Raw genomic sequence first — 22,124 nt, 5'->3', positions numbered from 1 at the left:
CGGTTTTTTCGTCGCGCCGCTTGCGCGCGCGGGCATGTGCGGCCTAATTCGCAATGAAGAGTGCCTTCCCAGGGAGACGCCATATGGCCCAAGCCGCAGAGACCAGCCCCAAGCGCCGCGGAAAGGCCAAGGAGCCATCCATCGGTCGGGAGGATCTCCTCAAGGCCTACCGCGACATGCTGCTGATCCGCCGGTTCGAGGAGAAGGCCGGCCAGCTTTACGGCATGGGCCTGATCGGCGGCTTCTGCCACCTGTACATCGGCCAGGAAGCGGTCGTCGTCGGCATGCAGATGTGCCTCAAGGACGGCGACCAGGTGATCACCTCCTACCGCGACCACGGCCACATGCTCGCGACCGGCATGGAGGCGCGCGGCGTGATGGCGGAACTCACGGGGCGCATCGGCGGCTACTCGAAGGGGAAGGGCGGGAGCATGCACATGTTCTCGCGCGAGAAGGGTTTCTACGGCGGCCATGGCATCGTCGGCGCTCAGGTCTCGCTCGGCGCGGGCCTCGCCTTCGCCAACTGGTACCGTGAGGACGGCCGCGTCGCCGTGACCTATTTCGGCGAGGGCGCGTCGAACCAGGGCCAGGTGTATGAGAGCCTCAATCTCTCGGCGCTGTTCAAGCTGCCCTGCATCTTCGTCATCGAGAACAACAAGTACGGCATGGGCACCTCGGTCGAGCGCGCCTCCGCGTCGCGCGACCTGTCGCAGAACGGCGCCGCCTGGGGCATCCCGGGCGAGCAGGTGAACGGCATGGACGTCACGGCCGTGAAGGAGGCCGGGGAGCGCGCCGTCGCCCACTGCCGCGCGGGCAAGGGGCCCTATCTGCTCGAGATGAAGACCTACCGCTACCGCGGCCATTCGATGTCCGACCCCGCGAAGTACCGCACGCGCGAGGAAGTGCAGAAGATGCGCGAGACCTCCGACTGCATCGAGACCGCGCGCAAGATGCTGGTCGACCAGTTCGCCGTGACCGAGGCGGAGCTGAAGGTGATCGACGACGAGGTGAAGGCGATCGTGCAGGACAGCGCGGACTTCGCGCAGCAATCGCCCGAGCCGCCCGAATCCGAACTGTGGACCGACGTGCTGGTGGAGGCCCGCTGAGATGGGTGCCGTGATCCTGATGCCGGCGCTCTCGCCGACGATGACCGAAGGCAAGCTGGCGCGCTGGCTGAAGAAGGAAGGCGACGCGGTGAAGTCCGGCGACGTCATCGCCGAGATCGAGACCGACAAGGCCACGATGGAAGTCGAGGCGGTGGACGAGGGGACGATCACCCGAATCGTCGTGCCCGAGGGCACCGAGGGCGTGCAGGTGAACAGCCCGATCGCCGAGCTCGACGGCGGCGCCGGCGGCGCGGCCGCGCAGACCATGCATGGCATCACCAACAAGAACCCGCGCGAGAACGAGAAGATGATCGCCGAGACCGGCACCGCGCAGCGCACGGAAGTGCACGTGCCGGCGACGGCCAAGGCACCCGCGGCCCCGGCCGAGAAGGATTGGGGTCCGACAGCCACCATCACGGTGCGCGAGGCGCTGCGCGACGCCATGGCCGCCGAGATGCGCGCCGACAAGGACGTCTTCCTGATCGGCGAGGAGGTCGCCCAGTACCAGGGTGCGTACAAGATCTCGCAGGGCCTGCTGGACGAGTTCGGCCCGAAGCGGGTGATGGACATGCCCATCACCGAGCACGGCTTCACCGGCATGGCGGTCGGCGCCGCCTTCACCGGCCTGAAGCCGATCGTCGAGTTCATGACCTTCAACTTCTCGATGCAGGCGATCGACCAGATCATCAACTCGGCGGCCAAGACGCTCTACATGTCGGGCGGGCAGCTCGGCTGCCAGATCGTCTTCCGCGGACCGAACGGGGCGGCGTCGCGCGTCGCCGCGCAGCATTCGCAGTGCTACGCGTCGTGGTACGCGCATTGCCCGGGGCTGAAGGTCGTCGCGCCGTGGTCGGCGGCGGATGCCAAGGGCCTGCTGCGCGCGGCGATCCGCGATCCGAACCCGGTCATCGTGCTCGAGAACGAGATCATGTACGGGCATTCCTTCGAATGCCCGACCGATCCGGACTTCATCCTGCCGATCGGCAAGGCGAAGGTGGAGCGCGCGGGGACCGACGTCACCATCGTCGCCTTCTCGATCATGGTCGGGCTCGCGATGCAGGCGGCCGAGAAGCTCGCCGAGCAGGGCATCAGCGCGGAGGTGATCAACCTGCGCTCGCTGCGCCCGCTGGATACCGAGACGATCGCCAACTCGGTGCGCAAGACCAACCGCCTGGTGACAGTCGAGGAAGGCTGGCCCTATGCCGGCATCGGCGCCGAGGTCGCGATGCAGATCATGGAGACCTGCTTCGATCACCTCGACGCCCCGCCGGTGCGCGTGCATGGCCTCGACATCCCGATGCCCTACGCCGCGAACCTCGAGAAGCTCGCGCTGCCGCGTCTCGAGCAGGTGGTCGATGCGGCGAAGAGCGTGACCTACAAGTAAGGGGCGGGGGAACGATCCATGGCCACGAACATCCTGATGCCGGCGCTCTCCCCCACCATGACGGAGGGCAACCTGGCGCGCTGGCTGAAGAAGGAAGGCGAGCGCATCAAGGCCGGCGACGTCATCGCCGAGATCGAGACCGACAAGGCGACGATGGAAGTCGAGGCCGTGGATGAAGGCATCCTCGGCAAGATCCTGGTACCGGACGGCAGCCAGGGCGTGAAGGTGAACGACGTCATCGCGGTGCTGGTGGAGGAGGGCGAGGCGGTGCCCTCGGGCGCGTCTGCGGCCGCCCCGGCACCTGCCGCCGCGGCTCCGGCCGCCGCACCGGCGTCGGCGGCAGCCGCGCCGGCCGCGCCGGTGGCGCTGAACCCGCAGCCGCTGCCGCCCTCGGGCGGGGACCGCGTCTTCGCCTCGCCGCTTGCGCGGCGCATGGCGCAGCAGGCGGGGCTCGACCTCGCCGGGGTGAAGGGCTCGGGCCCGAACGGGCGGATCGTGAAGGCGGACATCGAGGCGGCGCTGTCGCGCGGCCCGGCGGCAGCCCCCGCCGCTGCACCCGCCCCGACGGCGGCGGCCGCGCCGAAGCCCCCCGCCGCGCCCGTCGTGGTCACCGCCCCGCATACGGCGGTGCCCAACAGCACGATGCGCAAGGTGATCGCGCGCCGCCTGTCGGAATCGAAGGCGACCATCCCGCATTTCTACGTGACCATGGACATCGAGATCGACGCACTGCTGAAGCTGCGTGCCGACCTCAACGCGCGTTCGCCCAAGGACGGGCCCGGGGCCTACAAGCTCTCGGTCAACGACCTGGTGATCAAGGCGACGGCGGCGACGCTGCGGCGCTTCCCGTCCTGCAACGCGACGTGGACGGACGACGCGATCATCCAGTACCACGACGTCGACATCTCGGTGGCGGTGTCCATCCCCGACGGGCTGATCACGCCGATCGTGCGCAGCGCCGACAAGAAGGGCCTGGCCGCGATCAGCAACGAGATGAAGGACCTCGCGGCGCGCGCCAAGTCCGGCAAGCTGAAGCCCGAGGAATTCCAGGGCGGCGGCTTCTCAATCTCCAACATGGGGATGTACGGCGTGTCCGACTTCTCGGCGATCATCAACCCGCCGCAGGCCGGCATCCTCGCCGTCTCCGCCGGGCTGCAGAAGCCGGTGGTGAAGGACGGGGCGCTGGCGATCGCAACGGTGATGACCTGCACGCTGTCGGTCGACCACCGCGTCATCGACGGGGCGCTGGCCGCCGAGTTCATGCAGTCGCTCAAGCGCACCATCGAGGACCCGCTGAGCCTGATGCTGTGACCGGGCATCCGATCGCCGCAGGGCGCAGGCGTCGCGCGCCGCGTGCGCGCAACGCATGGTGCCGGGCACCGGAGGCGTGAATCGGATGCCCCAACTCAGCATCCGGGAGGCTGTTCCCGCCGACGTGCCGACCATCGCGCGCTTCGTGCGCGCGCTGGCCGAGTACGAGAAGCTGGCGCACGAAGCGGTCGGCACGGAGGCCGACTTCCATGCCGCCATCTTCGGCGCCCCGCAGCGCGCGGGCTGCCTGGTGGCGGAATGGGAAGGCGCGCCGGCGGCGATCGCGCTCTATCACTGGACCTTCTCCACCTTCCTCGCCAAGCCGGGACGGTGGCTCGAGGATCTGTGGGTGGAACCGCAGTTCCGGCGCCGCGGCATCGCCAAGGCCCTCTTTGCCCGGCTGGCACAGGACACGCTGGCCGAGGGCGGCGGGCGGCTCGCCTGGAACGTGCTCGATTGGAACACGCCGGCCATCGCGACCTATGACGCGATGGGGGCGGATACCCTCAAGGAATGGATCACGCGCCGCCTCTCGGGCCGGGCGCTGAGATCCCTGGCAGCGGAGGCAGCGTGATGGCCGAACAATTTGATCTCGTGATCATCGGCGGCGGCCCGGGCGGCTACGTCGCCGCGATCCGCGCGGCGCAGCACAAGATGAAGGTCGCGGTCGTCGAGCGCGAGCACATGGGCGGCATCTGCCTCAACTGGGGCTGCATCCCGACCAAGGCGCTGCTCCGTGCGTCCGAGATCAACCACCTGCTGCACAGCCTCGACCATTACGGCTTCGCCGCGGACAACATCCGCTTCGACTTCGCGAAGGTGATCAAGCGGTCGCGCAACGTCGCGAACCAGCTCTCATCCGGCGTGAAGGGCCTGATGAAGAAGCACAAGATCACGGTCTTCGACGGGCATGGCGCATTGGCCGGCCCCGGCAAGGTCGCGGTGACGAAGGACGGCAAGCCGGCCGCGGAACTCGCCGCGAAGCACATCATCCTCGCGACCGGCGCGCGGGCGCGCGTGCTGCCGGGGATGGAACCGGACGGCAAGCTGATCTGGTCCTATCGCGAGGCGCTGGTGCCCGACGCCATGCCGAAGAAGCTGATCGTGATCGGCTCGGGCGCCATCGGATCGGAATTCGCGTCCTTCTACCTCAACATGGGCAGCGAGGTGACGCTGATCGAGGTGATGGACCGCATCCTGCCGGTTGAGGACGCCGAGATCTCGGCCTTCGTGCAGAAGGCGTTCACGAAGCAGGGGATGAAGGTCATCACCGGCGCGAAGCTGCAGGGCGTGCGCAAGGAGAACGGCGGCGTCGCCGCGATCGTCGAAGCGGGCGGCAAGGTCACGGAGATCAAGGCCGACCGCCTGATCTCGGCCGTCGGCATCGTCGGCAATGTCGAGAATATCGGCCTGGAAGGCACCAAGGTGCAGGTCGACCGGACCCACGTCGTGATCGATGCCTTCGGCCGGACCGGCGAAGCCGGCGTCTATGCCATCGGCGACCTGGCCGGTCCGCCCTGGCTGGCCCACAAGGCGATGCATGAAGGTGTGATCGTCGTCGACGCCATCGCCGGCAAGCATCCGCATGCCATGGACACGACCAACATCCCCGGCTGCACCTATTGCCGCCCGCAGGTCGCCTCGGTGGGCCTGACCGAGGCCGCCGCGAAGGCGGCGGGCCACGAGGTGAAGGTCGGCCGCTTCCCCTTCATCGGCAATGGGAAGGCGATCGCGCTGGGCGAACCCGAAGGCTTCATCAAGACGGTGTTCGACGCGAAGACCGGGGCCATGCTCGGTGCCCACATGGTCGGCCCCGAGGTGACGGAGATGATCCAGGGCTACGGCATCGCCCGCACCCTCGAGACGACCGAGGCCGAGCTCATGGCGACCGTCTTCCCGCACCCGACCCTGTCCGAGGCCATGCATGAAGCCGTCCTCGATGCCTATGGACAGGTCCTCCATATCTGACGCCGAGGCCGCGCTGCGGGAGGCCATGCTCGCCTCCGACGTGGCGCGGCTGGATGCCCTGATCGCGGATGACCTGCTGTTCGTGGACCAGGCGGGCGCGGTGCATGGCAAGGCGGCCGATCTGGCGCCGCACCGGTCCGGGCAACTGGTCCTGGATCGGATCGACCTGTCGGGCCAGCGGATCCTGTCGTTGCCGGACGGGGGCGCCTGCGTCAGTGTCCGGGCCGCGCTTGCGGGGCGATACGCGGGCGAACCCTTCGCCGGCACCTTCCGCTACATGCGGGTGTGGGTCCTGCGGGACGGCGCCTTGCGGGTCCAGGCGGCCCAGTGCACGGCGATCGTCTGTTGAACCTCGCAGGATGACCCGCACCGGCCTATATCGGGGTCGGATCGCACCATGACCACTCGTATCGAGATCGACCACCGCAAGCCGCGCACCGGCGCCGAACGGCACCCGGAAAAGGCGCATCGCCCGGACAACCCCATCCAGCGCAAGCCAGCCTGGATCCGGGTCAAGGCGCCGACCCACCCGGTCTATCATGAGACGCGGGCGCTGATGCGCGACCAGCGCCTGACGACGGTGTGCGAGGAAGCGGCCTGCCCCAACATCGGGGAATGCTGGTCGCAGCGCCACGCGACCATGATGATCATGGGCGAGATCTGCACGCGCGCCTGCGCCTTCTGCAACATCACCACCGGCCTGCCGAACACCCTCGATGCCGACGAACCCCGCCGGGTGGGGGAGGCGGTGGCCGCGCTCGGCTTGCGGCATGTCGTCATCACCTCGGTCGACCGCGACGACCTGGCCGATGGCGGGGCGGATCATTTCGCGCAGACCATCCGCGCCATCCGCGCCGCCGCGCCCGACACCACCATCGAGATCCTGACGCCCGACTTCCTGCGCAAGGACGGCGCGCTCGAGGTCGTGGTCGCGGCCCGCCCTGACGTGTTCAACCACAACCTCGAGACGGTGCCGGCGCTCTACCCGACCATCCGCCCCGGGGCCCGTTACTATCATTCGCTTCGGCTGCTCGACCGGGTGAAGCAGCTCGATCCCTCGATCTTCACCAAATCCGGCATGATGGTCGGCCTCGGCGAGAAGCGGATCGAGGTGCTGCAGGTGATGGACGACCTGCGGTCGGCCGAGGTCGATTTCCTGACCATCGGCCAATACCTCCAGCCCACGGTGAAGCACGCCGCGGTCGACCGCTTCGTCACGCCCGAGGAGTTCGAGGACTACGCGACGACCGCCCGCGGCAAGGGATTCCTGCTGGTCTCCGCCACGCCGCTGACGCGATCCTCCTACCACGCCGACCGCGACTTCGCCGCGCTGCGCCAGGCGCGCGAGGAACGCCTCGCGGCTCGCGCCTGACATGCCCACCCACGCCGAAAAGAAGGTCCTGCGCTACACGCCGGAGCAGATGTTCGACCTGGTGGCGGATGTCCGCCGCTATCCGGAATTCCTGCCCTGGTGCGTCGGCGCGCGCGTGCTGTCCCGCACCGAGGGCGAGCTCGTCGCCGACCTGACCATCGGCTTCCGGATGTTCCGCGAGACCTTTCGGTCCCGCGTCACGCTGGAACGCCCCGGGCATATCCACGTGACCTATGAGAACGGCCCGTTCCGGTACCTGAACAACCATTGGCGTTTCCACCCCGCGCCGCAGGGCTGCGAGGTGGATTTCTTCGTCGATTTCGAGTTCCGCTCGCGCATCCTGCAGATGGCGATCGGCGTGGTCTTCAACGAGGCGGTGCGCCTCATGGTCCGCGCCTTCGAACGCCGCGCCATGGCGCTCTACGGCCGCAGCGCGGTGCCCGTGCGGCCCGGCTCGCCGGCGCCGTCCGCCACGGGCTAGCCCCGGCGCGGACTCTCACCGGCGCCGTCGGCGCAATCACGGCTTTGCGTTGCCGCCACGGCATCGGCATGCGGCAATCTTCGTCGCATGACCTATGTGCTCTATGGCGACCGCGGCTCGGGCTCGGCGCCGATCGAGATGGCGCTGGCCGAGATCGGCGCGCGCGCGGAGTTGTGCTCGGTACCGCTGGCGACCGATGCGCAGCTGGCGGCCGAATACCGCCGCATCAACCCGATGGGTCGGATCCCGACCCTGATCCTGCCCGACGGCACCGTGGTCACCGAGACGATCGCCATCCTGCTCACCCTGGCCGATCGTCATCCGGAAGCGGACCTGCTGCCACCGCCGGCGGATTCCGCCCGCGCCGTGGCCTTGCGCTGGATGGTGCTGGCGGGCGCCGAAGGCTACCCGCATGTGACGCGCTACGATTACCCCAGCCGCTTCAGCGGCCACCCGTCCCACGCGGACGCGATCCGCGACCGCGCGCAGGAGATGTATCGCGAGCTCTGGCGCCTGGTGGAAGCCGAGGCCGGCCTGAATGGCGATCCCGCCAGGCCCTACCTGCTGGGCGAGCGTTTCACCGTGGCCGACATCTACCTGGCCGTGCTGTCGCGCTGGCTGAAGGGGGCATCCTGGTTGCCCGAGGCCTGCCCCCGGCTGGCCGCGCTCGGCCGTGCGGTGGCCGCGCGGCCGGCCATCGCGCCCGTCTGGGCGCGCCATTTCGGCTAGCCCGCCGGGCGGGGTTCAGCCGCCCGGGATGTACTTCCCGCCCGACCCGTAGGGCCAGCGCAGCGCGTGCGCCCGGTAGAAGTTCTCGCAGTGGATCGGGTCCGGCAGGTAGACGCCGTCGCCCATGCGGATCGCCAGGAAGTGGTCCGCCATCTTCACCCCGGGGTTCTTCTCCGAGGCGAAGTCGTCCTGGCAGCCATGCTGCAGCTTGCTCACCAGGGTCTGGTTCATTTCGCGCACCAGGTCGCGGGCCTCGGGCGACCAGGCGCCGCGCGCCGCGCCGGGGACGAGCGCCGAGACGTGGATCTTCTGGAACCCCGTTCCGGTCGAGCGCCAGATGCTCATCATGTCGTAGTCCGAGACCATCAGCGTGCCGCCATGGCCCATGACGGTGCCCGTCTCGTTGGTCTTGGCCTTGGTGGCGAAGGTCTTGGCCGGCAGGGTGCCGTGGAAGGCGCGGGCCGATGGCTTGGGGCAGCGGAAGACGATCAGCAGCCCCTTCCGCTGCGTGAAGCGGCGCAGGAACATGATGTCCCGCGCGTCCATCCCGCTGTCCTGCGACAGCCGGATGTCGAACCCGTCCGCGCCGGCTGCGCGGGCGTCCTGTTCCTTGCCGCGGGCGAGGTCGGCGACGCCGCCGGGGCTGATGCGTAGTCCGCTCATGGGGCTGTCCTCCCGAACCGGGCGGACCCTAGTCCAGCCACGCCATGACCCGGAAGCGCCCCCGGCGCCCGGGCGGTTCTGCCCGTGACGCCCATCACATCGGCCTAGAGATGCACCAGCGTCGGCGCGAAGAATCCCAGCGCCGCGAAGCCGACGCCGATCGCCCCGAGCAGCCCGCCGGCGACCGCCAGCAGCCCGACCCCGGTGATGACGCTCGCCGAGGCCAGCACGATGCCGACCTGGAAGGCGGCCGAGCCGATCTCGTACTGGTGGTAGGCGGCGAGCGACCGGTCGCGCTTCTCCTCCGCCGCGCGGGCGCGGGCGGCGAGTTCGCGGCGGCCCTCGCCGGTCTCGGGCTCGCTTTCCCAGCGCGCGGCGGTGGCCCGCCAGGCTTCCTGCTGGCGCGCCACATGCGGATGCGCGGCCTCGGGCAGGGCGAGGCGCGCGATCTCCGCCTGCTCGGCCGCCGTGCGGACATTGGTCTGGCGGATGGTGCGGGCCTGGAAGAAGGCCCAGAGGTTCGCCGCCTCGATGTTGCGGCTGATCGCCTCGGTCTGCTGGCTCTTCGCGCCGGTTTCGGCCAGCGCGAGGAACAGCGCCAGCACCGCGATCAGCAGCGCGACGCCCTTGTTGGAGTTGTGGTCGACATGTGCGCCCCCGGCCATGGCACGCCCCCTTTCGTTACGGGGTGCTCATCTGCCGGGGCCGCGCGATTCGCGGAAGGGGTCAGCGCGGCGCGCCTTCCCCGATGCGGTGCAGCAGTCTTCCGCCGTCGGCCAGGGCGATGGCGACCAGGATCTCGTCCGGCCGCGGGCCGTCGCCCAGCGAGACGGTGACGGCGTCGAAATGTCCTCGCGACCAGGCGTCGTCCTTGTGCCCGAGCGGCAGGTCGAGCGCGCTGCCCGGCGGCCCGATCTTCACGGCCGAGGGCATCAGCGCCGCGCCCCCGCCGATCGCCGCGCGCAGCGGCTTGCCCAGCTTCGGATGGAGCACGGCATGCCCGTGCTCGAGTTCCCCGGAACTCCCGACGATCGCCCCCTTGCCGTAGGCGACGGCGGGACCGTCGAGCATCCTCACGAGGTCCGGGCCGACGCGCTCGGACAGCGCCGCGCCAGCCTCGATCAGGTCGGTGAGGTCCCGTACGAAGCGCCCCACGCAGGGATTGACGATCGCGATCAGCGCGACCGCGCGCACGACCGGCCGGTCGGCGGTGTGTCCCATCTCGGCAAAGGCCTGCTCGCGCAGCAGGGCGAGCTTGCGGATCTGGACCATGGCGTCCTCCCCCTCTGGCCGGATCGTGGCGCCGGGGGCATGCTTCCCGCAACCGGTCACAACACAGGTTTGATCATGGTCCACGCCCCGAACCGCCCGCCCGCCGGCGCCCCGCCCGTGCGCATCAACCTCTATTCCGACACGCAGACGCGCCCGACGCCCGCGATGAAGGAAGCGATGATGCGCGCCGAGGTCGGCGACGAGCAGCATGGCGACGACCCGACCGTGCACGAGCTGTGCGACCGCATGGCTGCGCTCATGGGCAAGGAGGCGGCCGTCTACCTGCCGTCGGGCACCATGTGCAACGTGATCGCGATCCTGACCCATTGCTCGAAGGGCGACGAAGTCATCGCGCACGAGACCTCGCACATCCTGCATTCCGAGGGCGGCACCCATGCCGCGCTGACCGGCGTGCAAATTATGCCGATGAAGGGTCCGCGCGGGATGTTCACCGCGGACGACGTGCGCGCCGCGATCCGGCCCAGGACGCGCTACGCCCCGCCGCAGCGGCTGCTCGAGGTCGAGCAGACGGCGAACATCGGCGGCGGCGCGATCTGGCCGCTCGCGCAGCTCAACGCGGTCGCCGCCGTCGCGCACGAACAGGGCTGGTCGACCCACATGGACGGCGCGCGGCTGATGAACGCCTGCGTCGGGGCCGGGATCTCGGCCAAGGACATGGTCGCGTCCTACGATTCCGTCTGGCTCGACTTCACCAAGGGCCTCGGCGCGCCGCTCGGCGCGGTGCTGTGCGGGTCCGAGGAGTTCATCGGCCGCGCCTGGCGCTGGAAGCAGCGCCTGGGCGGGTCGATGCGCCAGGCCGGCGTCTGCGCGGCCGCCTGCATCTATGCGCTCGAGAACAACATCGACCGGCTGGCCGAGGACCATGCGAACGCCAAGGCGCTCGCCCGTGGCCTGCGCCAGATCCCGGGCGTGGTGGTCGAGGAGCCGGACACCAACCTGGTCTTCTTCGACATCAAGGGCGCGGGCATGACCGTCGAGCAGCTGCAGGCGAAGCTGCAGATGCGCGGCATCGCGGTCTCGGGCCTCGGCGGCCGTGTGCGCGCCTGCACGCATCTCGACGTGACGGCGCCGATGATCGACGAGGCGGTGACCGAGATCCGCGCGGCGCTCGCCGGGTGATGCTGGCGCACGAAGGCGCCGCCTTCGTGCGCCTCGGACGCCGGACGCCGCGCATCCGTGCCTGCGGCACATGCAGCTGGCCGCGGCGCGGCGTTCTTCCGGTCGGGTGAGGAAGGCGGGCCGATGATGGCATCGGCCTTCGCCCGGCGGCGAAGGTTCAGCCGTTCTCGCGTTGCGCTGCCCGCCAATGGCGGCGGAAGGCCCTCTGGTCCTTCCGCACGCGCTGCGCCATGGCCTCGGCTTCCCGCGCGAGCCATGCCGCATCGTGCGGCCCGTCCTCGAGGGCGGCCATGATTGCCGCCTGCGCCTCGTCCGTCGCCGCGTGGATGGCGCCGAGGTCGCGCGCCATCGCCCGCAGCACGCGCGGGCGCAGTGGCAGGGGCGTGGTGGCCGTCCCCTCGTCCGCCGGAAACTCGATCTTGCGGTTGTTGGGCGAGAGCCTCCGCCGCGCGATGCCGTCCGCGACCACCAGCCACGGATCGGGCGAGCGGTAGCGCCCCGATGCCGCCGCCGCGGTTCGGTTGCGCTCGGGCCCCTGGCCGGGGAGCAGCGTCCAGGCGGAGGGCAGCATGGCCTTCGCCTCCCGCACCGCCGATCCGCCCTGGAAGGACGCGATGGCCGCGAAGCGCGGCCGGCCACGCGCGCCGAGCCCCGCCTGGCGGCGATAGAGGGCCGTGATCGTCGCTCCCGGCGGGAAGGCGGCGCCGAGCGCGGCGGCGAAGGCCGGCGGCACCTCCACGCGCTGGGGTTTCGCCGCGAGGGCATTCTCCTTTGCCCAGAAGGCCGCGCGCGCGGCTTCGCTCACGACCTCGAGCCGCCGGCGCAGGACGGGCGCGGCGTCCAGGATGATGGGGCAGGGCGCGGCGATGCCCTGCGCATAGGCTTCGCGCAGCGTGGCGGCGAGCGGCGCGGCAGGGAGCGCCACGCCCGCGAACTCCGCCCCGAGCAGCGCGCTGGTCGCAAGCCGCAGCAGGTCGTGCGGCCAGGGCATCTCGGCCGCCTCGTCGAAGTCGTTCACGCCGAAGACCAGGCGCCCTTCCACGTCGCGCCAGGTGCCGAAGTTCTCGACATGCACGTCGCCGACCGCGAGGGTCCGCGGCGCGCCCGAGAGATCAGGGACGGTCTCGCACCAGCGCCAATAGGTCGCGCGCAGGAATGCGAAGGGATTGTCCGCCATGCGGCGGTGCTTGACGACGAGGTCCTCCTCGTCCGCCAACCGCCCGAGCCGGGCGCGGAGCCAGCGCTCGAAGCGTTCCGTCGAGGCGACGATCTCCGGCACGTCGCGCGGCATGGGCGCTAGTTGATCATGCGGGCCCAGTTCGCCTTGGGCCCGATGTCCACATGGGTGAAGGATCCGTACCAGCCGATCCCCATGAAGCCGAGCATGTTGGACAGGGCCATCGCCTGGTTCACCACGTCGGTCTGCGAGAAGCCCGGCACGATGATGTCGGCGGCCATGCCGCGCATATGCAGCGAGTTCGGCGCCGCGAAGGGCAGCATCGCGTTGGTCGCCGGCGTGCGGTAGCCCGAGATCAGCTTGAGCGGCCGCGTGTAGCCGAAGCGTTCCTGCAGCAGGGACAGCATGTCGACGAGCAGCGGCGGGATGGGTCCGGCGGTCTCGGCGCGCAGGTCCCGGAACAGGCGTTGCAGGCGCACCAGCGCGGCGACGTTGTAGTTCTGGCCGGCGCGATAGGCCACGGCGACTTCCTCGCCGGCATTGTTCTGCACCCAGATCCAGCGCTCGCGCTCGGGCGGCGCCTGGACCTGCGGTTCAGGCTGCGGGGCGGGGGATGCCGGGTCGGGCACGCCCGCCGGCGGCGTCTCCACGGACGGCACGACATCGGCGCACGCCGCCCCGCCGCCGATGACGGCGCCGAGGCCCGCAAGCAGCGCGCGGCGCCGCAGTCGCGCCAGGCTGGGAACATCAACCATACGTGAACCTTGCTCCCTCCGGCGGGACGGGAGCAACGGGCGTTGCGATTCCCGCGGCACGTGCGCGGCGAGTGTTGCCTGCGCGCCGCGCGCGCGGCGCTTCAATCGGCGCTGGCGCCGGTCAGGCGAACGAGTTCCTCCATCAGGACCAGGTCGCGACGCTGCAGGTCGGCCATCGCCTCCGGCCCGCCGCCGACCGGCAGGTAGCCGAGGCTCGTCATGCGCTGGTTCACCTCGGGCGAGCGGACGCCGGCGGTGATCGCCTGCGACATCGTCTGCACGATGTTCGCGGGCAGCCGCGCCGGGCCGAAGATGCCGATCCAGGAATTGAAGGCGTAGCCCGGCACGGTGTCGGCGATCGGCGGGATGTCGGGCAGCGCGGGCATCCGTTCCGTCCGGCTGATGCCGAGGGGACGCACCTGGCCGCTCTGGATGAAGGACATGGTTTCGGCGAGGGGCGAGAAGACGAGGTCGAGCCGGCCGGCGACGAGGTCCGACATGGCCGGCGCGCCGCCGCGATACGGGATGTGGGTGAACTGCACGCCGGCGCGCTGTTCGAACAGCGCCGCGGCGAAATGCTGCGTGCTGCCCACGCCGCTGGTGCCGATGTTGATCTTGCCCGGATTGGCGCGCGCATAGGCGACGAGCTCGGCCACGCTGCGCACCGCGAGCGAGGGATGCACCACCGCCACCGCGCCGCTGACGAGCACCAGCGACACCGGCGTGAAGTCGTTGGCGACGTGGAAGGGCAGGCTCTTGTAGAGGAACTGGTTGGTGGCATGCGTGCCGACGGAGGCGACGACATAGGTGAGCCCGTCCGGCGCGCTGCGCGCGACGTGCTCGGACCCGATGTTGCCCGCGCCGCCCACGCGGTTCTCCACCACCACGGGCTGGCCGAGCGTCCCGCCGATCGCGTTCGCCACCAGCCGTGCCGTCGTGTCCGTGCTGCCGCCCGCGGCGAAGCCGACGACGAAGCGCACCGGCCGGTCGGGCTTCCAGCCCGGCGTGCCCTGCGCGACGGCAGGCAGGGCAGGCATGAGCGGCGCAGCGCCGAGTGCGCGCAGCAGGCTGCGACGATCCATGGGACGTTTCCTTCCGGTCCGTTTGCTTGCGCCGCATGACACGGCGTTCATGCGGGCAGGGAGCCCGGTCGGAAGCGCACTGTCAAATCAGGGCGCGGTCATCCCGGCATCGCCATGCGCAGCGCCGCCGCGACCGTCGCCGCGCGCACCGCGCTGCGGTCGCCGGGGAAGACGTGGCGCTCGACGATCGTCGCCGCACCGCGCCGCGCGCAGCCGATGAAGACCAGTCCGACGGGCTTGCCCGGCGTCGCCCCGCCGGGTCCCGCAATGCCGGTGCAGGACAGCGCGACGTCGACGCCCGCTTCGCGCAGCGCGCCTTCGGCCATCTCGCGCGCCACCGGCTCGCTGACCGCGCCATGCGCCGCGAGCGAGGCTTCTGCCACGCCGACCATGCGCATCTTCGCCGCGTTGGAATAGGTGACGAATCCCGCCATCACGACGCTCGAGGACCCCGCGATCGCCGTCAGCGCGGCGGCGATCAGGCCGCCGGTGCAGGATTCCGCGGTGGCGAGGGTTTCGCCCCGCGCGTCCAGCGCCGCGAGCAGCGCGCGCGCCTGGTCGAGGGTTGCGTCCGGCAGCATGGTCAAAGAACTCCCGGCGCGAAGGCGCCCAGCAGGATCAGCAAGGCGCCGGCGATCGCACCGGCGAGGATGTCGTCCAGCATCACGCCGACCGGCCCGCCGAGATTGTCCGCCCAGGAGACCGGCCAGGGCTTGAGGATGTCGAAGGCGCGGAACAGCAGGAAGGCGAGGCCGACGCCGACCCATCCCGCCGACGCCGGCAGCGCGGCGAGGGCCAGCAGCATTCCGGCCGCCTCGTCCACCACGACCCAGCCGGGATCCTGGTCCGGGTCGTCGGCGAACAAGTCGCGCAGCGCCAGCCAGCCGATGACGGCGACCGCGATGGCGAGGCCGAGCGCCCAAGCCGGCCCCAGCAACGCCGCCGGCAGCACGGCGGCCGAGCCCCACGTCCCCGGCGCCGGCTTCAGGCGCCCGATGCCGCCCAGCGTCGCGATGGCCAGGGAAGGGCTCATGGCACGGCCTCGAGGAAGGCGTCGATCGCCGCGGCCGCCGGGGTCTCGTCGAGCGTCGGCGCGTGTCCGGTGCCGGGCAGCGCCAGGACCTGCATGTCGGGACGGATCGCCTGCATGCCGGCGACCGTGTCGGCGGAGAGCAGCGTGCTCGCCTGGCCCCAGACCAGCATCAGCGGCAGCCGGCCGAGGCCGCGGAAGAAGGGCCAGAGGTCCGGCGGCGGACCCGCCGCGGCGCCGATCGCCTGCTGCGCGATGCGGATGTCCCAACGCGGATGCCAGATGCCGTCCGGGCCCTCGCGGTAGGTGCGCCGGGCGAAGCGGCGCCAGCCTTCCTCGTCGAGCAGCGGCATCGGAGGGTGGTGTTCGCGATACCAGGCGAGCGCAGCGTCGAAGGAGGGAAAGCGATGGTCGCGGCCGATGAATTCGACGACGCGCTCGCGCCCGACATGCTCGATGTGCGGCCCGATGTCGTTCAGAGCCACGGCGCGGAGCGCGGCCGGCCGCAGCGCCGCGATCGCCATCGCGGCCAGCCCGCCGAAGGAGGTCCCGACCAGCGCGACGCCGTGAAGATGCATCGCCGCCATCATGTCGATGATGTCGCGGATCAGCAGTTCCGGCTGGTAGCGGCGCGGATCGGCCGGCCGCTCGCTCTCGCCATGGCCGGCGTAGTCGAAGGCGACCAGGCGGCGGGGGCCGGCCAGCCGCGCCGCGAGACCGCTCGCATCGAGGGCGTTGCGGCAGATCCCGGGCAGCATCAGCACCGGCGCGCGGCCGGGCGCCCCTGGCCAGTCCAGCGCCGAGAGGATCAGCCCGTCGCGTGCCGGGACGCTGACGCGCCGCGGCGTCACGGACCACGCCGCAGGTATTGCGCGAGCGGATGCGCGCGCCCCGCGGCCGAGGGATCCTGCGCCCGGTAGACGATGACGTTCTCGATCACGCGCTGGACGTAGTTGCGCGTCTCGGAGAAGGGGATCTGCTCGATCCAGTCGATCACGTCGACGTCGCTGCCGCGCGGGTCGCCATAGGTGCCGAGCCACTGGTCGACGCGTCCCGGCCCCGCATTGTAGGCGGCGGCGGCCAGCGGCAACGCCCCGTCGTAGCGGGCCAGCATCTCGTCCAGATACGCGGCGCCGAGCCGCATGTTGGTCTCGGGGCTCGCCGTGAGTTGCGCGAGCTGGAAGGGCGTGCCGAGCCGCCGCGCGACCAGCGTCGCGGTCGAAGGCAGCAGCTGCATCAGCCCGCGCGCATTGGCGCCGGACACCGCCTCGGTGTCGAAGTTGCTCTCCTGGCGGGTGATGGCGTTGATGTAGGCGGGCTCGGGGCTCGAGACCGGTGGGCGGTAGGGCGCGGGCCAGCCTTCGGGCAGCAGGATGTCGCCATCGGCGCCCGCGCGGCGCGCGATCCAGACCGCATGGTCCGGCCGGCCGATATGCGTCGCCAGCCGCGCGGTGAGCATCCGGTCGGTGCCGTCATTCGCCAGGTCCTCGAGCCGCAGCAGGAAGATGCGCGCGCGACGCGTATCGCCGAGATCGGCCAGAGTCAGGACCGCACGCGTCAGTTCCCGTGCCGTGAAGTCCGCCGCACGCGGCGTCGTCACGGCGGGGACGGTCGCGCGGGCGACGCGGGCGGACAGCCGCGCCTCGTCCTCCCCGATCGCGAGCGCGGCGAGCTGCCCGTAGAAGGCGACCGGCAACTCGGCGGCCTGGGTGTAGCGCGTGCGCGCGGCGTTCTGGTCGCCGCGGGCGGCCAGCGCGCGCCCCTGCCAGTAGGCGCTGCGCGCGCGGGTGATGACCGAACGACTGTCCTGCCCGACGCCCACGAAGTGCCGTTCGGCGAGGGCGGGGTCGTTCAGCCGGCGCAGGGCGATGAAGCCGGCCAGGAACTCGCCGTCCTGGCGCGACTCGCCGGCCGCCGACTGGCCGTGCGCGGCGGCGACGCGATAGGCGTCGCGTTCCTGGCCCAGGCGCAGCAGCTTCCGCGACAGCACCTGGCGCTCCGCCCAGACCGCGCGGGCGGCCTCGCCCTGCAGATCGGCCTGCAGGCGTTCGGCGGTGGACCAGACGGCGGCCGCTTCCTGGTCCCGGTCGCGGCGGCGCAGCAGGCGGGCCTGCTCATAGGCGACGCCGATGTCGGGGGCGCGCACGGCGAGGGCGGAATCATCCTCCCGTGCCAGGGCGAGGCGCAGGTCGGCGGCGTTGCGTCGCGCGCCGGACAGGCGCTGCGCGGCGCGGCCCGCGCCGGCGAAATCCCGGGCGAAGGCCAGCCGGTCGAAGCGGCGCCAGTGGTCGTCCTCGGTCAGGGCCGAGCCGAACCGCAGGACAATCGCGTCCTCGGCGATGACGTCTCCGGGGCTCTCCGCCCAGCCGCGGTGCAGGACATCGCGTGCTTCCCGGCCGCGGCCGGCGCGGTCCAGGGCTTCGGCATGGCGCAGCGTGCCGGGCAGGGTGCGCGCGGGGTAGCGGGCGAAGTGGCGCAGCGCGAGGCCGTCGTCGCCCTCGACCGTCAGGGCGGCCTCGGCGCGGCGGGCCATGGTGTCGGGCAGGGGCCAGTCGGGATTCTCGGCCAGGAAGGATACGAGCTCCGCGGCCGAGGCCGGCGCGGCACGGTTCGACAGCCGCATCCAGAGCACGATCTTGGCGGCCAGCGGATCCGCCGCGCCGACATAGGATTCGGCCTCGCCCCAGCGCCCGGCGCCGGCGGCGGCGATGGCCTGGCGGCCGGCGACGCGGGCGCCCTCGGGCGCCCAGGGCTGGGCCGCGGCGGGCAGCGGCAGGGCCAGGGCGGCGATGATCAGCAGTCTGCGCATGGCTACCTACCTAGCCGATCCAGGGGGCGCTTGTCCCGCGGCCTTGCCCCGGGGTGGGCCCGCGCCTAGGTTCCCCGATCGCCGCGGCACAGGAGGAGGACGTCGTCATGTTCAGGGGCTCGATGGTTGCGCTGATCACGCCCATGAAGGCGGACGGCTCCCTGGACGAGAAGGCGTTCCAGGATCTGGTCGAGTGGCAGATCGCCGAAGGCACCGAGGGGCTGATCCCCGTCGGCACCACGGGCGAGAGCCCGACCCTCTCCCATGACGAGCACAAGCGCGTCGTGGAGCTGTGCGTCGAGGCGGCGAACGGCCGCGTGCCGGTGATCGCCGGGGCGGGCAGCAACTCCACCGCCGAGGCGATCGACTTCGCGAAGCACGCGAAGAAGGCGGGCGCGGATGCCACGCTGGTCGTCACGCCCTACTACAACAAGCCGACGCAGGAAGGGATGTATCTGCACTTCACCGCGGTGGCGAATGCCGCGGACCTGCCGCTGTTCATCTACAACATCCCCGGCCGCAGCGTGATCGACATGTCGGTCGAGACGATGGCGCGGCTGGCCAAGCACAAGAACATCGTCGGCGTGAAGGACGCGACGGCGAACCTCACCCGCCCGCTGCACACCAAGCGCGCCTGCGGGGCCGACTTCATCCAGCTTTCGGGCGAGGACCACACGGCGCTGTCCTTCAACGCCGCGGGTGGGACGGGCTGCATCAGCGTCACCGCGAACGTCGCCCCGCGCCTGTGCGCCGAGATGCACAAGGCCTGGCGCGAGGGCCGCGCCGGCGAGGCGATGGCGATCCAGGACCGCCTGGTGCCGTTGCACGACGCGATGTTCAGCGAGACGTCGCCCGGCCCCGTGAAGTACGCCGCGAGCCTGCTGGCCAAGAGCACCGAGCATTGCCGCCTGCCGCTCGCGCCGGTGTCGGACGCCAACAAGGCGAAGGTGCGCGAGGCGATGGTTTCGGTCGGCCTGCTGAACTGAACGGCGGGACTCCCCACATCTAGGCGGCCCGAGGCCCCTGCCTCGGGCCGGGAGCGCGAAGCGCGACCGCGCGCGACCAACCGCCGCGCCGGTGCTACAAGCCCGCGCGAAGCCAAGGCCGGCGGATGCCGGCCGCCCGGCGTCTGAGGGCAAGGAACGAGTGACCGAACCGCGTAAGAAGGGCCTGATCTCGCACGGCATCGCCGCGCAGAACCGCAAGGCCCGTTTCGACTACAAGATCGGCGAGACCATCGAGGCGGGGCTCCAGCTCATCGGCCCCGAGGTGAAGAGCCTGCGCGCCGGCCGCGCCACCCTCGCGGAGGCCTGGGCCGGCGAGCGCGACGGGGAGATGTGGCTGTTCAACTGCTACATCCCCGAATGGCAGGCCGGGTCCTTCATGGCGAAGTTCGAGCCGCGCCGGCCGCGCAAGCTGCTGCTGCACCGCAAGCAGGTGCAGTCGCTGACGGGCGCGATCACGCGGGAAGGCGCGACGCTGGTGCCGCTCGACATCCACTTCAACGACCGCGGCCGGGCGAAGGTCCTGCTCGGCCTCGCCGAAGGCAAGAAGAAGCACGACAAGCGCGCCGCCATCGCCGAGCGCGACTGGCAGCGCGACAAGTCGCGCATGATGCGCAACAAGGGCGAGGAATGAGGGCCTGGCGCGCAGCGATCGCGCTGCTGCTCGCGCTGCCGGCGGCTGCCGCGCCGCTCGATGCGCCGCAGGGGGAGTGGCGCGAGCAGTCCCATGCCATCCCGCTGCCGGGCGGGGCGGTGCTGCGCGCGCGGGCCTGCCGCCCGGCGGGGGAGGAGGCGCGGCCGCTCGCCCTCCTCACGCACGACGATCCGGCGGTGACGGCGGCGACCCGCCGCAGCGCCTCGTCCATCGCATCGGTTGAGATCTTCTGCTGGTCGAACGAGGCACGCTTCTTTCTCGAGCGGGGCATGGCCGTGCTCGCCGTGGTGCGCCGCGGCTACGCCCCGAGCGGCGGCCGGCGCCACGCCCTCGGCCCCGGTTGCCCCGAGGACGGTGCGGCGGCGATGGCGCGGGCCGAGGCGGCGGATTTGGCCGTCGCACTCGCCTATGGCCGGTCGCTGCCCGGGGTGGCGCCCGAGGGGACGGTCCTGGCCGGGGTCGGCAGCGGCGGCTGGGCCGCGCTCGGCCTGCTGGGTCTGCCGGAGGCGGCCGGCGTCACCGCGGCCATCGTCGCGGCACCCTTCGCGCCGCGCAGCACGGCGATGCCGGACGCCGGTTGTGCCCCGCAGCCGCTGGCTGCCGCCGCCGGGCGGCTCGCGACCGGCGCCGTCGCCCCGGTGTTGTGGCTGCAGGTCGAGGGCGAGCGGCGAGGCAGCGGCCAGGGACGGGCGGCGGCGACGGCCTGGGCCGCGGCGGCGGGCGCGCCCCTCCGCTTCGAGGCGCTGCCCCAGCCCGACCCGCGCGGCGTCCCCACCCCCTACCAGCTCATCAACCGGATCGACGATCGCCCGGTGCCGGCCGGTGCCGCGGCGACGCGCTTTCTCGACGGGCTGCGCTGACGGCGCGCGCCGGCGAGCACCGGTCCTGCAGCTGCTGGGCCTTGCAACAGGCCGCGCGGGCCGCATCTGGATCAACGAAGGGAGTCTCCGATGCCCGACGACGACATTCCCGTGACCGGCGCGGTCAAGGACAAGCTGATCCGGACCAAGGAACGCTGGGCGGAGGAAGGCCGGCTCCTGACCGGGACCACCGCCGACCCCGAGCGCGACCGCCTGCCCCCTGGCCAGACGCTGGTGAAGGACTGGCCGGTGCTCGACCTTGGGGTGCAGCCGGACGTGTCCAAGGCGAAGTTCCGCCTGCGGGTGGAAGGGCTGGTCGAGAACCGCCTCGCCTTCGACTGGGACGGCTTCCTGGCCCTGCCGCAATCGGAGATGGTCGTCGACATCCACTGCGTGACCCAGTGGTCCCGGTATGACAACCGCTTCGAGGGGGTGAAGGTCGCCGACATCCTCGCCCTCGCGCAGCCGAAGCCCGAGGCGCGCTTCGTCTCGCTCACCTGCTACGACGGCTATACGACGAACCTCAGCCTCGAGGACTTCGCCGGCGCCGATGTCATGTTCGCCCACGCCTGGGAAGGCCAGCCGCTGACGCGCCAGCATGGCGGTCCGGTGCGCCTCGTCCTGCCGAAGCTCTATTTCTGGAAGAGCCCGAAATGGATCACGCGGGTGGAACTCCTCGCCGCCGACCGGCCCGGCTTCTGGGAGGTCCGCGGCTACCACAACCGCGGCGATCCCTGGATGGAGGAGCGCTATGGCTGATGTGCTGCGCCGTTCCCTGCTGGCAGTGCCCCTCGTGACCGCCGCCGCCTCGGCGGCCGAGCCGGACGCCTGGTCCTTCCGATTCCCGTCCCTGGACGGCGGGGAACTCGACCTCGCGGCGTGGCGCGGGCGCGCGCTGCTCGTGGTGAACACCGCGTCCTTCTGCGGCTACACGCCACAATACGCAGCGCTGCAGCGGCTGCACGAACGCTACCAGGCGCGCGGCCTCGTCGTGCTCGGCGTGCCGTCCAACGACTTCAACCAGGAAGCCGGTTCGAACCAGGAGGTGAAGGCCTTCTGCGACGCGCAATTCGGCATCGACTTCCCGATGGCCGCGATCTCCCACGTGCGCGGGGCGCAGGCGCATCCCTTCTTCCGCTGGGCGGCTGCCAAGGGCGGCGGGGAGCCCCGGTGGAACTTCCACAAGTATCTGGTGGCGCGCGACGGGCGCAGCGTGCGCGGCTTCGCCACCCGGGTGACGCCGGACAGCATCGAACTGACGCGGGCGATCGATACGGCGCTCGCTGCACCCGGCGCCTGAAGGCGAGGGGGCGCCGCCCCCTCGCG

25 protein-coding genes are annotated in these 22,124 nt (G+C 71.3%); 15 read left to right on the top strand and 10 right to left on the bottom strand.

The window, feature by feature from the left end:
- Window positions 1–83: 83 nt before the first annotated feature.
- The 9 genes from pdhA to GWK16_RS01155 all read left to right on the top strand — a co-directional run bounded on the left by pdhA (window position 84) and on the right by GWK16_RS01155 (window position 8,351).
- Window positions 84–1,106 (top strand): pyruvate dehydrogenase (acetyl-transferring) E1 component subunit alpha, encoded by a 1,023-nt coding sequence (gene pdhA, locus GWK16_RS01195; protein WP_170052148.1) that lies wholly within the window; start codon window positions 84–86, stop codon window positions 1,104–1,106.
- A gap of 1 nt (window position 1,107) precedes the next feature.
- Entirely contained in the window at window positions 1,108–2,490 is a 1,383-nt protein-coding gene (locus GWK16_RS01190) for a pyruvate dehydrogenase complex E1 component subunit beta (RefSeq protein ID WP_170052147.1), read from the top strand.
- 18 nt (window positions 2,491–2,508) lie between these two features.
- Window positions 2,509–3,801, top strand: a complete 1,293-nt coding sequence (locus GWK16_RS01185) for a pyruvate dehydrogenase complex dihydrolipoamide acetyltransferase (RefSeq protein ID WP_170052146.1) — start codon at window positions 2,509–2,511, stop codon at window positions 3,799–3,801.
- A gap of 85 nt (window positions 3,802–3,886) precedes the next feature.
- Entirely contained in the window at window positions 3,887–4,375 is a 489-nt protein-coding gene (locus GWK16_RS01180; protein ID WP_170052145.1) for a GNAT family N-acetyltransferase, read from the top strand.
- Window positions 4,375–5,769: a dihydrolipoyl dehydrogenase gene (gene lpdA, locus GWK16_RS01175; RefSeq protein WP_211187020.1), complete on the top strand. Its 1,395-nt coding sequence runs from the start codon at window positions 4,375–4,377 to the stop codon at window positions 5,767–5,769. Before GWK16_RS01180 ends, lpdA begins: the two co-directional genes overlap by 1 nt.
- Window positions 5,741–6,118, top strand: coding sequence for a nuclear transport factor 2 family protein (locus tag GWK16_RS01170; protein ID WP_211187018.1), 378 nt, complete (start codon window positions 5,741–5,743; stop codon window positions 6,116–6,118). The genes lpdA and GWK16_RS01170 overlap by 29 nt, the downstream gene beginning before the upstream one ends.
- A gap of 48 nt (window positions 6,119–6,166) precedes the next feature.
- The gene (gene lipA, locus GWK16_RS01165; RefSeq protein WP_170052143.1) at window positions 6,167–7,141 is read left to right on the top strand and encodes a lipoyl synthase; all 975 of its coding nucleotides are present in this window, start codon (window positions 6,167–6,169) and stop codon (window positions 7,139–7,141) included.
- Window position 7,142: 1 nt separating this feature from the next.
- Complete coding sequence (locus tag GWK16_RS01160) at window positions 7,143–7,622, top strand: type II toxin-antitoxin system RatA family toxin (RefSeq protein ID WP_170052142.1); 480 nt, start codon at window positions 7,143–7,145, stop codon at window positions 7,620–7,622.
- 87 nt (window positions 7,623–7,709) lie between these two features.
- Complete coding sequence (locus GWK16_RS01155; protein ID WP_170052141.1) at window positions 7,710–8,351, top strand: glutathione S-transferase family protein; 642 nt, start codon at window positions 7,710–7,712, stop codon at window positions 8,349–8,351.
- A gap of 15 nt (window positions 8,352–8,366) precedes the next feature.
- Here the strand turns inward: GWK16_RS01155 and GWK16_RS01150 are convergent, their stop codons facing one another.
- From GWK16_RS01150 to GWK16_RS01140, 3 genes are all read right to left on the bottom strand, one after another.
- On the bottom strand, window positions 8,367–9,014 hold the full coding sequence (locus tag GWK16_RS01150; RefSeq protein ID WP_170052140.1) for a hypothetical protein: 648 nt from the start codon (window positions 9,012–9,014) through the stop codon (window positions 8,367–8,369).
- A gap of 104 nt (window positions 9,015–9,118) precedes the next feature.
- On the bottom strand, window positions 9,119–9,679 hold the full coding sequence (locus GWK16_RS01145) for a DUF4337 family protein (RefSeq protein ID WP_170052139.1): 561 nt from the start codon (window positions 9,677–9,679) through the stop codon (window positions 9,119–9,121).
- Between the two features lie 61 nt (window positions 9,680–9,740).
- Window positions 9,741–10,286 (bottom strand): amino acid synthesis family protein, encoded by a 546-nt coding sequence (locus GWK16_RS01140; RefSeq protein WP_170052138.1) that lies wholly within the window; start codon window positions 10,284–10,286, stop codon window positions 9,741–9,743.
- A 75-nt stretch (window positions 10,287–10,361) separates the two neighbouring features.
- Between GWK16_RS01140 and GWK16_RS01135 the strand changes: the two genes are divergently transcribed.
- Window positions 10,362–11,426, top strand: coding sequence for a threonine aldolase family protein (locus tag GWK16_RS01135; protein WP_170052137.1), 1,065 nt, complete (start codon window positions 10,362–10,364; stop codon window positions 11,424–11,426).
- 157 nt (window positions 11,427–11,583) lie between these two features.
- Here the strand turns inward: GWK16_RS01135 and GWK16_RS01130 are convergent, their stop codons facing one another.
- The 7 genes from GWK16_RS01130 to GWK16_RS01100 all read right to left on the bottom strand — a co-directional run bounded on the left by GWK16_RS01130 (window position 11,584) and on the right by GWK16_RS01100 (window position 18,279).
- The gene (locus GWK16_RS01130) at window positions 11,584–12,717 is read right to left on the bottom strand and encodes a DUF2252 family protein (RefSeq protein WP_170052136.1); all 1,134 of its coding nucleotides are present in this window, start codon (window positions 12,715–12,717) and stop codon (window positions 11,584–11,586) included.
- 5 nt (window positions 12,718–12,722) lie between these two features.
- A complete protein-coding gene (locus GWK16_RS01125) occupies window positions 12,723–13,358 on the bottom strand; it encodes a YcbK family protein (RefSeq protein ID WP_170052135.1) in 636 nt (211 codons plus the stop codon).
- 101 nt (window positions 13,359–13,459) lie between these two features.
- The gene (locus tag GWK16_RS01120) at window positions 13,460–14,440 is read right to left on the bottom strand and encodes a Bug family tripartite tricarboxylate transporter substrate binding protein (protein ID WP_170052134.1); all 981 of its coding nucleotides are present in this window, start codon (window positions 14,438–14,440) and stop codon (window positions 13,460–13,462) included.
- Between the two features lie 98 nt (window positions 14,441–14,538).
- Window positions 14,539–15,021, bottom strand: a complete 483-nt coding sequence (locus GWK16_RS01115; protein WP_170052133.1) for a CinA family protein — start codon at window positions 15,019–15,021, stop codon at window positions 14,539–14,541.
- A gap of 2 nt (window positions 15,022–15,023) precedes the next feature.
- Window positions 15,024–15,473 (bottom strand): phosphatidylglycerophosphatase A family protein, encoded by a 450-nt coding sequence (locus GWK16_RS01110; RefSeq protein WP_170052132.1) that lies wholly within the window; start codon window positions 15,471–15,473, stop codon window positions 15,024–15,026.
- Entirely contained in the window at window positions 15,470–16,321 is an 852-nt protein-coding gene (locus GWK16_RS01105) for an alpha/beta fold hydrolase (RefSeq protein WP_170052131.1), read from the bottom strand. The genes GWK16_RS01110 and GWK16_RS01105 overlap by 4 nt, the downstream gene beginning before the upstream one ends.
- A complete protein-coding gene (locus tag GWK16_RS01100; protein WP_170052130.1) occupies window positions 16,318–18,279 on the bottom strand; it encodes a lytic transglycosylase domain-containing protein in 1,962 nt (653 codons plus the stop codon). Before GWK16_RS01100 ends, GWK16_RS01105 begins: the two co-directional genes overlap by 4 nt.
- A 107-nt stretch (window positions 18,280–18,386) precedes the next feature.
- On the opposite strand from GWK16_RS01100, the gene dapA reads away from it, so the two are divergent.
- The 5 genes from dapA (at window position 18,387) to GWK16_RS01075 (ending at window position 22,098) form a co-directional block, all read left to right on the top strand.
- Window positions 18,387–19,265 carry a 4-hydroxy-tetrahydrodipicolinate synthase gene (dapA, locus tag GWK16_RS01095; RefSeq protein WP_170052129.1) on the top strand — a complete coding sequence of 293 codons (879 nt, stop codon included), beginning with the start codon at window positions 18,387–18,389 and terminating at the stop codon, window positions 19,263–19,265.
- 160 nt (window positions 19,266–19,425) lie between these two features.
- Window positions 19,426–19,917 (top strand): SsrA-binding protein SmpB, encoded by a 492-nt coding sequence (gene smpB / locus GWK16_RS01090; RefSeq protein ID WP_170052128.1) that lies wholly within the window; start codon window positions 19,426–19,428, stop codon window positions 19,915–19,917.
- Window positions 19,914–20,798 (top strand): alpha/beta hydrolase family protein, encoded by an 885-nt coding sequence (locus GWK16_RS01085; protein ID WP_170052127.1) that lies wholly within the window; start codon window positions 19,914–19,916, stop codon window positions 20,796–20,798. The genes smpB and GWK16_RS01085 overlap by 4 nt, the downstream gene beginning before the upstream one ends.
- A 90-nt stretch (window positions 20,799–20,888) precedes the next feature.
- A complete protein-coding gene (locus tag GWK16_RS01080) occupies window positions 20,889–21,557 on the top strand; it encodes a sulfite oxidase-like oxidoreductase (protein ID WP_170052126.1) in 669 nt (222 codons plus the stop codon).
- Window positions 21,550–22,098, top strand: coding sequence for a glutathione peroxidase (locus GWK16_RS01075; protein ID WP_170052125.1), 549 nt, complete (start codon window positions 21,550–21,552; stop codon window positions 22,096–22,098). Before GWK16_RS01080 ends, GWK16_RS01075 begins: the two co-directional genes overlap by 8 nt.
- The last annotated feature ends 26 nt before the right edge of the window (window positions 22,099–22,124 follow it).

Origin of the sequence: Neoroseomonas marina, from assembly GCF_012927745.1 — a bacterium.
Lineage (GTDB): Bacteria > Pseudomonadota > Alphaproteobacteria > Acetobacterales > Acetobacteraceae > Neoroseomonas > Neoroseomonas marina.
This window is presented reverse-complemented; position numbering and strand designations above follow the sequence as displayed.